At 52.3% G+C, this 13,002-nt stretch carries 11 protein-coding genes; 5 read left to right on the top strand and 6 right to left on the bottom strand.

Annotation, left to right across the window (positions count from 1 at the left end):
* Window positions 1-175: 175 nt before the first annotated feature.
* The 4 genes from F7P81_RS10995 to F7P81_RS11010 form a co-directional block, all read right to left on the bottom strand.
* Complete coding sequence (locus F7P81_RS10995) at window positions 176-2,152, bottom strand: MacB family efflux pump subunit (RefSeq protein ID WP_183956646.1); 1,977 nt, start codon at window positions 2,150-2,152, stop codon at window positions 176-178.
* Window positions 2,153-2,154: 2 nt separating this feature from the next.
* The gene (locus F7P81_RS11000; protein ID WP_151159539.1) at window positions 2,155-3,384 is read right to left on the bottom strand and encodes an efflux RND transporter periplasmic adaptor subunit; all 1,230 of its coding nucleotides are present in this window, start codon (window positions 3,382-3,384) and stop codon (window positions 2,155-2,157) included.
* A 28-nt stretch (window positions 3,385-3,412) separates the two neighbouring features.
* Complete coding sequence (locus F7P81_RS11005) at window positions 3,413-4,873, bottom strand: efflux transporter outer membrane subunit (RefSeq protein WP_151159540.1); 1,461 nt, start codon at window positions 4,871-4,873, stop codon at window positions 3,413-3,415.
* A gap of 311 nt (window positions 4,874-5,184) precedes the next feature.
* Window positions 5,185-5,853, bottom strand: a complete 669-nt coding sequence (locus F7P81_RS11010) for a GntR family transcriptional regulator (protein WP_028233297.1) — start codon at window positions 5,851-5,853, stop codon at window positions 5,185-5,187.
* Between the two features lie 401 nt (window positions 5,854-6,254).
* Here F7P81_RS11010 and F7P81_RS11015 point away from each other — a divergent pair, with 401 nt between their 5' ends.
* The 5 genes from F7P81_RS11015 (at window position 6,255) to F7P81_RS11035 (ending at window position 11,112) form a co-directional block, all read left to right on the top strand.
* The gene (locus F7P81_RS11015; protein WP_022709596.1) at window positions 6,255-7,625 is read left to right on the top strand and encodes an aspartate aminotransferase family protein; all 1,371 of its coding nucleotides are present in this window, start codon (window positions 6,255-6,257) and stop codon (window positions 7,623-7,625) included.
* A gap of 322 nt (window positions 7,626-7,947) precedes the next feature.
* On the top strand, window positions 7,948-8,769 hold the full coding sequence (locus F7P81_RS11020) for an ABC transporter permease (RefSeq protein WP_151159541.1): 822 nt from the start codon (window positions 7,948-7,950) through the stop codon (window positions 8,767-8,769).
* Window positions 8,766-9,515, top strand: a complete 750-nt coding sequence (locus F7P81_RS11025; RefSeq protein ID WP_151159542.1) for an ABC transporter ATP-binding protein — start codon at window positions 8,766-8,768, stop codon at window positions 9,513-9,515. The genes F7P81_RS11020 and F7P81_RS11025 overlap by 4 nt, the downstream gene beginning before the upstream one ends.
* Window positions 9,516-9,525: 10 nt before the next feature.
* Window positions 9,526-10,542: an ABC transporter substrate-binding protein gene (locus F7P81_RS11030; protein WP_151159543.1), complete on the top strand. Its 1,017-nt coding sequence runs from the start codon at window positions 9,526-9,528 to the stop codon at window positions 10,540-10,542.
* 15 nt (window positions 10,543-10,557) lie between these two features.
* Window positions 10,558-11,112, top strand: a complete 555-nt coding sequence (locus F7P81_RS11035) for a gluconokinase (protein ID WP_151159544.1) — start codon at window positions 10,558-10,560, stop codon at window positions 11,110-11,112.
* Here the strand turns inward: F7P81_RS11035 and F7P81_RS11040 are convergent.
* Together F7P81_RS11040 and F7P81_RS11045 are read right to left on the bottom strand one after the other, a co-directional pair.
* Window positions 11,061-11,624: a HutD/Ves family protein gene (locus tag F7P81_RS11040; protein ID WP_151159545.1), complete on the bottom strand. Its 564-nt coding sequence runs from the start codon at window positions 11,622-11,624 to the stop codon at window positions 11,061-11,063. The genes F7P81_RS11035 and F7P81_RS11040 overlap by 52 nt on opposite strands.
* Complete coding sequence (locus F7P81_RS11045) at window positions 11,625-12,953, bottom strand: YjiH family protein (protein WP_151159546.1); 1,329 nt, start codon at window positions 12,951-12,953, stop codon at window positions 11,625-11,627.
* Window positions 12,954-13,002: the final 49 nt, after the last annotated feature.

Raw genomic sequence — 13,002 nt, forward strand, 5'->3', positions numbered from 1 at the left:
GAGCAAAAATTCTCTAATTATATGTTTTTATTCTATAAGGTTTATCTCTGTGGAATAGGCGTTATTTATTTATCGGGCAGAAAATTCTGTGAAAATTTTTGACAATTGGATTTATGGTAAAAGAAAGATAATTGCAGCGCCACTTTTACAACCAAAAGTGGCGCTCTACGAAAAATCAGTCGCGGGCAAGAGCTGCCACAGGGTCAAGCTTGGAGGCATTGCGCGCGGGCAGGAAGCCGAAACAAATCCCGATCAGGCTTGAGCAGATAAATGCGGCGATGATTGAGAATGGCGAATAGATCAGTTCAAATGGTGTATTGAATTGTCTGAACAGCCAGCCGAAGCCCATTGCCACCATAATACCGAGAAAGCCGCCGATCAGACAGACAAGCACGGCTTCGATCAAGAATTGCTGCAATATATCGCTGCGTCTTGCGCCGACAGCCATCCGCACACCGATTTCATTGATCCGCTCGGATACGGAAACCAGCATAATATTCATCACGCCAATACCGCCGACCAGCAGCGAAATCAGCGCAATTGCTGAGACCAGCAGGGTGAGTGCCTGCGTTGTGCTGGTGATGGTTTTGCGGATATCATCAGTGTTCAGGATGGTGAAATCCTGCTCACCATGCCGCTGGATCAGAAAAGCGGTGACAGCTTTTTCTGCCAGTTCAGGAGACGTATCATCACTGATGCGCAATGTGAGGCTGCGCAAAACGCGTGAACCGGTCATACGGGTCTGCACTGTGGTATAGGGCAGATAGATGGACAGGTTTTCACTGGAGCCGAACCCGCCTTGTTCCGGCTGCATGATGCCGACAATTCTGACCGGCACATTTTTGAGAATGATAATCTGGCCGACCGGACTGTCGTGGAAATTCGCGAACAGGGTTTTGCGCGTATTCTCGTCAATCACCGCATCCAGCGCGATATCCTGAACGCTTTGCTCGTCAAAAAAGCGTCCTTCAGCAATCTTACTGCCGCGGGTGACAAAATACTGGTCGCTGACGCCGTTAATCAGGGCATTTGCTTCCACGCCGCCAAAACGCGCTGTGGCCGGTGTGGAAACCGTAGGCGTTGCGGCCATAATATAGGGTTGTTTGGCAAGCTGATTGGCATCATCAATCGTCAAAGTGGTGATGCGGGCAGACATACGGTCGCCAAAGCCGCGTCCGGGGAAAATCTCCAGCGTATTGGTACCGAGACTGCTGATCTGGTCGAGCACCTGCTTTTGTGAGCCTTTGCCGAGTGCCACAACACAGACAACCGAAGCAATGCCGATAATAATACCGAGCATTGTCAGAAAAGTGCGCAGCCGGTGCGCATTCATCGAGCGCAATGCCATCAGAAAAGCTTCGCCGAAACGATCAGCTAGTGTGCCCAGCGATGAGTGCCCGCCTTTGCCTGTCCCCGTTGTGGCGGCAATGTCGCTCTCAGGTGCCTGCGCAGTTGCAGCCTTCTCGTCGCGGGTCGTGTCGGAGATGATTTCCCCGTCGCTGATCTCAATGATCCGTTGCGCCCGCTCGGCGACATTGCGGTCATGGGTCACGATGATGATCGTTTTGCCTTCGCGGTGCAGCTCTTCAAGGATTTTGAGAACTTCCTCACCGCTATGGCTGTCCAGAGCACCGGTTGGCTCATCGGCCAGAATAACATCGGCATTATTAATCAGTGCACGGGCAATAGAAACACGTTGCTGCTGACCGCCGGAAAGCTGGCCGGGTCGGTGATGAGTCCGGTCTCCCATACCAAGCCGGTCGAGTATGTGAATGGCCTGCTCCTGCCGGTCTTCGCGGTTTTGACCGGCATAAATTGCGGGGATTTCAACATTGCCGACAGCACTCAGCTCATTGAGCAGATGATAGCGCTGAAAAATGAAACCGAAATGCTCGCGCCGCAACTGGGCGAGTTCATCGGCATCAAGATCGGAGGTTTCCCGTCCGGAGATGAAATATTTGCCCTCGGAAGGTCTGTCGAGACAGCCTAAAATATTCATCAGAGTGGATTTGCCGGAGCCGGAGGCACCGACAATCGCCACCATTTCACCATGGCCGATTGTCAGATTGACATCTTTCAGCACAGTGGTGAAACCGTCGCCTGAAGGGTAATGACGATAAAGATGCTCGAGGGTGATCAGCGGCTTTTCCATCATCAGAACCTTATGGAGCGGCCGCGGCGGCTGCGCGGAACTGCCGGTCCGCCGGCACTGTCGCCGGTGACGATTTTTTCGCCTTCTTTCAGGCCGGAGATGATCTCAACCAGAACCTTGTCATTCAGGCCGGTTTCGACCGGTTTTTCGCTGATAGTCCCGTTCTGCTCCATCACCCGCACCGTGACTTTACCTTTTTCATCAGGCTCAGACAGCGCGGTGGAAGGGATCAGCAAAACATTATCAGCCTGCCCCAAAATGATATGAATTTCAGCAGTCATATAGGTTTTCAGCACACCGTCAGGATTGGCAATGTCAAAAATACCCTTGTAATAAATGGCTGAGGCTGTGCTGCTGCTGCTGCTCGCCGCACTGGTGCCGCCAAAACTCTTGTCGCTGACGATGGATTGCGGCGCGGGTTCCAGAATCTGCAATTTGGCTGTGTAGCGCTTGTTACTCTGGCCGGGTATCGTAAAGTAAAGATCCTGTCCTTCTTTGACATTTACAACATCGGCTTCAGAAATATCGGCTTCAACTGTCATGGTGTCGAGCTGGCCGATAATAGCAATGGTCGGTGCTGATTGCACAGCATTAACCGTCTGGCCTTCCTGCACAACAGTTGCCAGAATTGTGCCGTCAATCGGCGCACGGATTTGCGTATAACCGAGATTGGCTTCAGCCGTTTCAACAGCGATTTTTGACACCACGATCTGAGCATCGCTTAATGCGATCTGCGCTTCGGCGGATTTAACGGCTTTGACGGCCTTGTCATAATCGGCGCGCGAAATGGCATTGCGCGACACCATCTGCTGCTGGCGGGTCAGATCCTGTTTGGTCAGCTCCAGCTGGGCGATTTTATCTTCACGGTCTGCCTGATTGCGAACTTCTTCCGCTTTCGCCTTCCGCAGATCATTCTGCTGGGTGGTGGCGTCAATCTGGGCAATCAGATCGTCTTTTTTCACCAGCTGTCCGGCTTTGACATTGAGGCTCAGCACACGGCCGGAAGCCTGTGCACCCACAGCCACCAGTCGTGCAGGCTTGAGAATGCCTGTGGCAAGGACTGTGGTTTCAATATCGCCCTTGCGCACCGTATAAGTCATAATCTGCGGGGTTTCAGTCTTGAAATAATCCGCAGTGAAGTAATAGAGAACAGCAGCCAGCCCTGCGATTGCAAGCAACCAGAAGAGCCATTTTTTAGCAAAACCGCGTTTCTTTTTGGAACTACCGTTCATCTATACCTCATCAGCCTGAAACTTCATTTCAGGGTATTCTTTTTTGGGTTACCAGATGCGGCCCTGTATAGCCGTCCTGAATTTCAGCTTTGTCTGTTATAATGGTGCCGTCCCAGCCGCCACCCAGTGCCTTTTGCAGGTTGATATAATCCTGCAGCAGGCTGACCCTGAGTTGAATCAGGCTGCCTTCATTCGAATAGAGTGAACGTTCGGATGTCAGCAGATCAAGGAAACTCGTGGAGCCGCTCTCATAGAGCGCACGGGAAAGCTCCGTTGCCCGCCGGTAAGACTGTACAGCTTTTTGTGTCTTGGCATATTGAATACGCCGTTGATTAAGCGACACGCTGGCATTCTCAACTTCTTCCAAAGCGGTCAGAATAGCTTTGCGATAGCTGATAAAGGCCTGATCGCGGCTGGCTTTCGCAGCATCGACTGCGGCATTGAGTTGTCCGCCTTTAAACAGCGGAACGGTCAGGCTCGGGCCAAAACCCCAGCTGATTGTGGAGCCTTTTCCAAGATCGCCGATCCGCGCTCCCGCAGTACTGATATTACCGGTGAGGCTGACACTCGGATAGAGAGCTGCCTGTCTCTGGCCGATGACTGCGGTGGAGCGTGCATAATTGCGCTCTGCAACCCGCAAATCAGGACGGTTCAGCAATAAATCGGCGGGGATACCGGCCGTCACGATTGCCGGAACCACAGGAACAGGCTTCGTTTTTTCAAGCGTAGCGGTCAGTGCCGTCGGCGCTTGACCGGTCAATACCGACAGGCGATGCAGGCTCTTCGCATAGGCGGTTTTCAGTTCCGGAATCTGCGCTTCCGTACTGCTGGTTTGCCCTTCTGCATTGGCCAGATCGACTTCGGAAATATCACCGGCATTAAACCGTGCACGGGTCAGTTCAGCGGTTTTACGTTGAGATTTTACGGTGCGTTCTGTCAGCGCTATGCGTGCCTGCAAGCCGCGTAATTCCGCATAATTGCTGGCAATGTCACCGATCATGGTCACCAGAACCGCATGCATATTTTCCTGCTCGGCATCCAGACCATAGCGCGCGGCTTCCACGGAGCGGAGATTTGCGCCGAAAAGATCAAGCTCCCAGCTGGTATTCAGACCGGCAGTGAGACCGGTGCTTTCACCGCTGTCGCCGCTCTTGGAACGTTTCGCACTGCCTGAGCCGTCAAGCACAGGATATAACGCGCCGCCTGCCTGCTGATAGGAGGCACGGGCTTCGCGGATTTTGGCTTTTGCCAGCGCAACATCATTATTACCTTGAACGGCCTGCCCGATCAGATTGTCCAGCACCGGATCATTGAAACGTTTCCACCATTGTGCAAGCTGCGCCGGTTTGGCCGGTGCAGATTTTTGTCCGCTCCAGGAAGCGGGCAATAAAGTGGACGGAGTCTGATAGTCGGGGCCGACAGCGACACAGGACGCGAGAGCCGGAAGCGTTATGCTCAACGTTGCCAGACGCAAAAACAGCACAGTCATGAAATGGCAATATCCCTGAAATATAAATAAAAGCCGGGGCATTGCCGCACCCGCCCGGTATTCTCACCGGATGTGCGCAACAATGCGATAAAATCAAGACACCGGAGAGATAAAACATACTCCTGACAAACACCGGCTGTCATGCCGTGTTTGCAGTCTTGTCACAGCTTGGCGATGAAAAAAAGCAAGAAAACTGTTTTTTTACCAAGCTTAACGATTTGTAATGATAAATCCGCTGACTGTGCATAACGGGCAAATGAATTGTCGGGATTTTGTCAGGGCAAACCGTTAAGCCTGAAAAAGATTGTGGATCAGCTGTCCGGACTGTGCAAGCGGATGCGACTGATAATCAGATCGCTGGCTGTCAGAATATCATGAGCGATTGCTGCTTCCGCAGCATCCGCATCGCGATTTTCAATCGCCTCCACGATTTTATAATGGTCATCAATCATTGCCCGTCCGCCATGTTTATAGGCATCGGCAATCAGTGGTCCCATTTGCAGCCATAGCCGGTTGATGATGGAATTGAGCACCGGCATGTCGGCTACTTCCACCAAGGCCGAATGGAAAATATGGTTCATCGCCAAGGCATCGCCCCAGAGCTGCTTTTTCATAGCCTTGTCATTATCTTCGACCAGTTTCCAGAGGCGGGCTATGTCTTTTTTACTGGCCTGTTGAGCTGCCTGTCTGGCGGCAAGTCCTTCAAGACGCACACGGATGGCACGGATTTCTTCATATTTTTTCTGATCCAGCACCGGTACGCGAATATCCCGCGGTGTTTTCTGAATCAGCGCTTCATCCTGAATGAGCCGCAGCAATGCATCGCGCACTGGCGTGACACTGGTACCCAGTGATGCCGCCAATTCACGGATTGTCAGCCTTGTATCCGGCGCGAATTGTCCGCGCATCAGCGCCTGTGAGAGTTTGCGATAGACGATTTCGCCGAGATTATGGTGTTCAAGCGTCTGAAGTTCTGAAATGCCATTCATGCAAGATATGTCCCCCGCAGTGAGCGAACTGTTCTGTTTTTATGATCTCACTTCATATCCGGCCCTGTTTTGCCGGAAATGTTTCGAATAAAATGACTCATCATAACCATGAATAAAATCACGGCAATGTTATTGATTACGCTGTTTATCAAGCCTGTCGCAACAATAAATTGGGCTCTGCGATATGCTTGACAAACTATTATATAAAAAACATGATGCATCAAATGGGAGGCGGGATTTTATTTCAGATCATCGCTTCAGCGGAGAAATTTCAGAGCAGTTTTAAGCCAAAAGCGGAACCGGTTTTAGCTTAGAACTGCGCCGAGCAAAGCGATGAACGGTTTCCGGTTCGGAAAACAAAAACCGTTCTGAAATAAACCAGGTAGGGAACTATGGATAAGCAGCCGAATTCACCTGAAGCGCGTGATATTCAGTATCACCTTCATTCCTATACGAATGCGCGTCGTCATCAGGAAATCGGACCGATGATCCTTGAAAAAGGTGACGGGATCTATGTCGAGGACAATAACGGCAAGCGCTATATTGAAGGTCTGGCCGGTCTGTGGAGCGTGGGCGTAGGCTTCTCGGAACAGCGTCTCGTGGATGCTGCCACCAAACAGATGCAGAAACTGCCTTATTATCACAATTTTGGCCATAAATCCCACGGCCCTGTGATTGATCTGGCGGAGAAGCTGGTGACCATGGCGCCGGTGCCGATGAGCAAGGCGTTTTTCACCAATTCCGGCTCCGAGGCCAATGATACCGCGATTAAAATGCTGTGGTACCGTTCCAATGCACTCGGCCAGCCGCAGCGCAAAAAGATCATCAGCCGCAAGCGCGGTTACCATGGTGTGACGATTGCTGCTGCAAGCCTCACCGGCCTGCCTGCAAACCAGATGTCTTTCGATCTGCCGATTGCCAATATTTTGCACACATCCTGCCCGCATTACTGGCGCGAGGCGCTGCCGGGTGAAACGGAAGAACAGTTCACCGACCGTATGGCTGCTGATCTGGAAGCAATGATTCTGGCAGAAGGCCCTGATACCATCGCTGCATTCATCGGCGAGCCGATCATGGGTGCCGGTGGTGTTGTGGTGCCGCCGGACAGCTATTGGGGTAAAATTCAGGCTGTTCTGAAGAAATATGACATTCTGCTGATTGCGGATGAAGTGATCTGCGGTTTCGGCCGTACCGGTAATATGTTCGGTTCTGAGACCTTCAAAATGCAGCCGGATATTATGGTGTTCTCCAAGCAGCTTTCATCCTCTTATCTGCCGATCTCGGCACTTGTAGTGAATGAAAAAGTCTTTGCACCGCTGGCTGATGAGAGCAATCGTATCGGTACTTTCGGTCATGGTTATACCGGTGGTGCGCATCCGGTTGCTGCAGCTGTTGCCAATGAAAATATCAAGATTATTGAAGAAAATAATCTGGTTGCTAATGCCCGTGAAGTCGGCGCGCATATGCAGAAGCGTCTGCGCGAACTTGCCGATCATCCGCTTGTGGGTGAAGTGCGCGGCAAGGGTCTGATTGCAGCGGTTGAACTGGTTGCTGACAAGCAGACCAAAGAACCGCTTGAAAAAGCCGGTAATCTTGGCCTGATGGCAAATGCTGCGCTGCTGAACAATGGCGTTATCTGCCGCAATATGCTGGACACAGTTGCATTCTGCCCGCCGCTGATCATCAATGAAAAACAGGTTGATGAAATGGTTGGCGCTTTTGCCAAGGCACTGGATACAGTGGCTGCTGAAGTGAAGAAATAATTTCTTCTGAAAATTGGAATGAAACGGCGCATGTGAGCAATCATATGCGCCGTTTTTATTTATACTCTTTCAAACGACTGCAATATGTGCTTAATCTCGCGCATCCACAGGGGGGCTCCGTAGTGCCGGGGCTGAGATGCTAGTGTCAAACTGGCGGACTCTAAAGCTGATCTGGGTAATACTAGCGGAGCGAGGCGGACCATGTTTTCTGGCGCACAAATTTCCCTTAATACTGTCACGGCAATTCCGGCGGGCTATTTCCGGCTGATCTGAAGAATTTCGCTGCAAGTTTTACCCGTATTCTTGTCACCGGAATTCTGTCATGTCTGTTTATCAAGCTGCCGCTGCAGATTGCCCGCAATCTGCACGCGAATCGTCTGATTATATCGCTACATTTCTGCCCGCCATTTTGTCGGTCAGTGCGATCTTTCTGTTCTGGGAAAGCTATGTCGCGCTGTCAGGCATCGCACCTTCCGTCTTGCCTGCACCAAGCCGAATTCTTCAGCAGATGTTTCTGCATCGTCAGGCTTTGTGGGACAATACGCTGCCGACAATCCGTGCAACGCTGATCGGCTTCAGCTGCTCGGTCATCACTGCCTGCCTGCTCTCCGTACTGATTGACCGGTATATTCTGTTGCGGCGCGCGCTGTTTCCGGTTTTCATCATTAGCCAGACCCTGCCGCTGATTGCCATTGCACCTTTGATTGTGCTGTGGTTCGGCTTTGGTTTACTGCCGAAAATTCTGCTGGTCTCTCTGGTCACATTTTTCCCGATGCTTGTGGCACTGGTGCAGGGTTATGCTGCGACGGATAAAGAAATTGAGCATTTGCTGGCCTCAATGGGCGCAGGCAGATGGACGATTTTCCGCCTAGCGCGTATTCCTTCGGCTTTGCCTTACTTCTTCGCTGGCTTACGCATCTCAATTACCTATGCAGTTGTCGGTGCGATATTTGCTGAATATGCCGGTGCTTTGAAAGGGCTGGGCATTTATATTCTCAATGCCAAAAATAACTTCCGGCCTGATCTGGTGCTGGCTGCGGTGTTTATCAGCGCTACGCTGACTTTGAGCCTGTTTGGTCTGACGTTGCTGGTGCAGAAATGGGTCGCCCCGTGGCTGAAAACAGAACGGGGGGCAGGGCAATGACACGTCTGCAACTGCAATCTGTCGCCAAGTCCTTTGGCGCATTGGAAGTTCTGCGCAATATTTCCCTTCATGTGGCGGAAGGCGAGTTTGTCTCGGTTTTAGGGCCGTCCGGTGCGGGTAAATCGACGATTTTCAATCTGCTGACCGGTGCGGAACAGCTCTCGCAAGGGCGCATCATGTTTGACGGGGCACCATTGGCGCAGGCACGCGATGTTTTCGCTTTCATGCCACAGCGCGATGCGCTGATGCCGTGGCGGCGTATGATAGATAATGCCACGCTGGGGCTGGAAGTGCAGGGCATGAGCCGCAAGGATGCCCGCCAATTAGCTGAGCCATTGTTTGAGGAATTTGGCCTTGCCGGTTTTGAGCAGGCCTATCCGGCGGAGTTGTCAGGCGGTATGCGCCAGCGGGCAGCCTTGCTGCGCACAGTTGTCCAGCAACGGAAAATGCTGCTGCTGGACGAGCCATTCGGTGCGCTGGATGCTCTAACCCGCGCTTCGATGCAGCACTGGCTGGAGAGCATGTGGCAGAGCCATCGCTGGACGGCTTTGCTGATTACCCATGATGTGCGGGAAGCCGTTTATCTCTCAGACCGGATTTATGTGTTGTCGGCACGCCCGAGCAGGGTTGTGCATGAGGTGACTGTCGATCTTCCGCGCCCGAGACGGGACTCTATGCACAAAACCGCATTGGAAAAAGCTGCCGCGCTGGAAGCTGAAATTCTAGATCTCCTCCTGAATGTGTAAGGAAATAATCATGGCAATTCTCAATCGCCGCCGCCTGTTATCCGCACTGGCTCTGTCCGGTGCAATGAGCCTTCTGCCGGTCACATCTTTCGCTAAAGATCCGGCGAAAGTCACTGTCGCCCTCGACTGGACAGTGAATACCAATCATATCGGCATGTTCATTGCCCGCGATCAGGGTTTTTATAAAGAAGCTGGTCTGGATGTAACGATCCTGCCTTATTCCGATACATCGGCGGGTGTGCTGGTCCCCAGTGGCGCGGCGGATTTCGGGATTGTCGGTTCTACCGGTCTTTTCGCGCAGCGCACTGCGGGTGCTGATCTTGTCGGAACCTATGCCGTTGTGCAGCATGAAACCGGCCGTCTGGTCTTTATGGATGACAGGGCAGATATTCAGTCTCCGAAAGATCTGGATGGCAAAACCTATGCCGGTTTTGGTTCCAACTGGGAGCGCAGGATGATTGCCAGTATGATCCGCGCTGACGGTGGTAAAGGTGAGTTTGAAATTGTGACACTCGGCACCTCTGCCTATGAGGCATTGGCTAATGGCGCTGTGGATTTCACGTTGGAAATCGTGACATGGGAAGGTGTGAAAAACGAACTTGAAGGCGTGAAACAGCGGGCATTCCGCTACTCCGATTATGGTGTGCCGGATCAGCATACGACATTACTGGTCTCATCGGGCAAATATCTCAGTGAAAATTCTGATGCGGCAAAAGCCTTCCTGAGTGCCACACAACGCGGCTATGCTTTCGCTGCCGATCATCCGGATGAAGCGGCGGATATTCTCATTCGCGGTAATCAGGATGTGCTGACCGATGACAAGCTGATCCGCGCCTCGCTGAAGGCTCTCAATGATGGGCATTTCCTGCGTGACAGTGATGGTACAATCGGCAAAATGCGCCCTGAAACCATGAATGCTATGGGCGAGTTTTTATTTAAAGCGCAGATTCTCTATGATAAAGAAGGTGCTGTTGTGCAGGAAAAACCGGATTTCTCCGCGTATTTTACCAATGATTTCCTGCCATAAATAACGGAACAATGAATGAGCAAGCAGGAACCGGTGCGTATTATTGTGATGGGCGTCTCCGGTTCCGGCAAGTCTACTCTGGCCGGTGCTCTGGCGCAGACACTGGCACTGGTTTTTATTGAAGGCGATGATCTGCACCCGACTGCCAATATTGCGAAAATGCAGGCGGGTGAGCCGTTGGATGATGCTGACCGCCTGCCTTGGCTTCAGGCGATTTCTGAGCAGATTTTAACACTGCCTGAAGGTGCGGTGGCGAGTTGCTCAGCGCTGAAAAAATCCTATCGGGATTTGCTGCGTGAGCAGACCGGCGAGCCTTTATATTTCATTTGCCTGACCTGCGATCCCGCCATGATTGCTGCGCGTTTGCAGGCGAGACACGGGCACTTCATGCCCGCATCTTTGCACGCCTCGCAACTGGCAAGCTTTGAAAACCCGCAAGGCGAACCGGCAACGCTGATGCTGTCCTGCGACCAGCCTGTGAGCACCATGATTGCGATTTGCAAAACATGGCTGGAAGATCAGACAGGATTGAGCGCAATCACAAAGACTGTGCCGCTGCCGGAAAGCTGAAGCTCTGTATTGCTGCATTGCTCAAACCTCAGGCAATCATTGACCTCAAGCTGTGTATCTCCGGCCTGTACCGTACCGCTGCTGCAAAAGACCAGAACGGTTGCGCCGGAAAGGGACACTGCCGTCTCAGCTGAAATCTGATGACGACTGACCTGATGTGTAAACCGCCCGCGTCTCGTCATCACATTCAGATCGATGATGGCAGAACCGAGCAATTTCGCACTGGTCGGGCTGTCGGCAGGGAAGGAAAAGGGTAGTGTTTCACCTTTCAGTTCCTGATCGTCCAGCCCTTCAACAGACAGGATAATCCCGTCGCCTTCCAGTACGGATAGAGTGCGGTCGATGCCGGTAAAAACCGAAAACGGCCCGTCACTGGCTACCGTTGCGGTGCTGATACGCCAGTCGAAATTATCGACTGACGCATCGGCAGGGAAAACCGCGATTTCAACGGTTACACCGCCGCCGTTCTTCCACGGCATCCGGCGGTGCTGATGATTTTTGAGAAGCTGCATTTATTGTAACCAGCCGTTTGAAACTGCCCAGAGCGCCACAGGCGCTGTCAGCAGAATGCTGAGTGCCGTGCGGATATACCAGATCACGATCAGATCACGGAATTTGAGCGGGATTGAAGTTGCAAGCACACAAGGGATAGAGGCCGAGAGAAACAGTACCTGCGAGACGGAAACCACTGCAGCTACGAATTTCAGCGTCACATCGGCATCTTTCAGCAGGATGGCAGGCAGGAACATTTCAGCCAGACCTGACGCCATGGATTTTGCAGCCAGCATTGGTTCTGACAATTGGGCAATCCATGTGAACGGATAGAGCGCGAGACCCAGCACATCAAAGACCGGCGTATATTTGGAGGCCAGCAGGCCGAGCAGACCAACGGCCATAATGCTTGGCAGGATCATCGAGGCCATACGCAAGCCGTCGAGGAAAGTCGCACGCAGCATCGGCAGAATGTGAGGCGCTTTTTCTGCCTGTTCCAGACCCGCATCAATCGCGGTTGTGATGCGGGATTTACCTTCCGGAAGCGGTGTGTCGCGGGTGGCCGGATGATCCATTTTGGCCAGCGGCCACAGGCGCGCAACAATCGCCGAAACGATGAAAGTCACGAAGAAAGTTGTCCAGAAATACAGGTTCCATACATCCATCAGATTAAGTGTCTTGGCGACAATAATCATGAAAGTTGCTGAAACAGTCGAGAAGCCGGTGGCAACAATTGCAGCTTCACGCGCGGTATATTTGCCCTCGCGGTAAACGCGGTCGGTAATCAGCAAAGCCAGCGAATAGCTGCCGACAAAAGAGGCCACCGCATCAATCGCTGACCAGCCTGGTGTGCGCCAGATCGGGCGCATTACCGGCTGCACAATCACGCCGGTAAATTCCAGCAATCCGTAGCCGATCAGAAATGCCAGTGCCAAGGCACCAATCGGCACAATCAGGCCGACGGAGAGGACAAGCTTGTCAAAAAGAAACGGCAGCATATCCGGCGTGAACAGCAATGCCGGTCCGACACCGGCGAGATACATGATTGTGAGCACCAGACCCAGCACACGCAAAACTGAGAAAATCGTCTCGGTCAGGTTCTTGTTCCATGTCCCGCGGACAAACGGGCTGAGCGCGCCATAGGCTATCAGCAGGCAGACAAAAGTCAGCGCCGCAGGCCGTAATTGTGTGGCGATAGCGGTCGCTGCATGGTCGAGCAGAATGGTGGATTTGCCGCCGATCGTCACCGGCACAAAGAAGAAAAAGATGCCGATAAAACTGAAGAAGATGAGTTTGAGAGCAGCTCCGCCGCGTGAGCCGCCGCTGCTGCCGATTGTTGTATCTGTCATGATTACCCCTGATTATTGTTATTCATGCAGAAGGAGATTCCGTGATCCT

Source organism: Pseudochrobactrum saccharolyticum (assembly GCF_008801715.1).
Classification (GTDB): Bacteria; Pseudomonadota; Alphaproteobacteria; order Rhizobiales; family Rhizobiaceae; genus Pseudochrobactrum; species Pseudochrobactrum saccharolyticum.

Coding starts and splice junctions, on each gene's coding strand:
- F7P81_RS11020 (WP_151159541.1), top strand. CDS start 7,948: ATGTCTGTTTATCAAGCTGCCGCTGCAGATTGCCCGCAATCTGCACGC.
- F7P81_RS11045 (WP_151159546.1), bottom strand. CDS start 12,953: ATGACAGATACAACAATCGGCAGCAGCGGCGGCTCACGCGGCGGAGCT.
- F7P81_RS11030 (WP_151159543.1), top strand. CDS start 9,526: ATGGCAATTCTCAATCGCCGCCGCCTGTTATCCGCACTGGCTCTGTCC.
- F7P81_RS11000 (WP_151159539.1), bottom strand. CDS start 3,384: ATGAACGGTAGTTCCAAAAAGAAACGCGGTTTTGCTAAAAAATGGCTC.
- F7P81_RS11005 (WP_151159540.1), bottom strand. CDS start 4,873: ATGACTGTGCTGTTTTTGCGTCTGGCAACGTTGAGCATAACGCTTCCG.
- F7P81_RS11015 (WP_022709596.1), top strand. CDS start 6,255: ATGGATAAGCAGCCGAATTCACCTGAAGCGCGTGATATTCAGTATCAC.
- F7P81_RS11025 (WP_151159542.1), top strand. CDS start 8,766: ATGACACGTCTGCAACTGCAATCTGTCGCCAAGTCCTTTGGCGCATTG.
- F7P81_RS10995 (WP_183956646.1), bottom strand. CDS start 2,152: ATGGAAAAGCCGCTGATCACCCTCGAGCATCTTTATCGTCATTACCCT.
- F7P81_RS11035 (WP_151159544.1), top strand. CDS start 10,558: ATGAGCAAGCAGGAACCGGTGCGTATTATTGTGATGGGCGTCTCCGGT.
- F7P81_RS11040 (WP_151159545.1), bottom strand. CDS start 11,624: ATGCAGCTTCTCAAAAATCATCAGCACCGCCGGATGCCGTGGAAGAAC.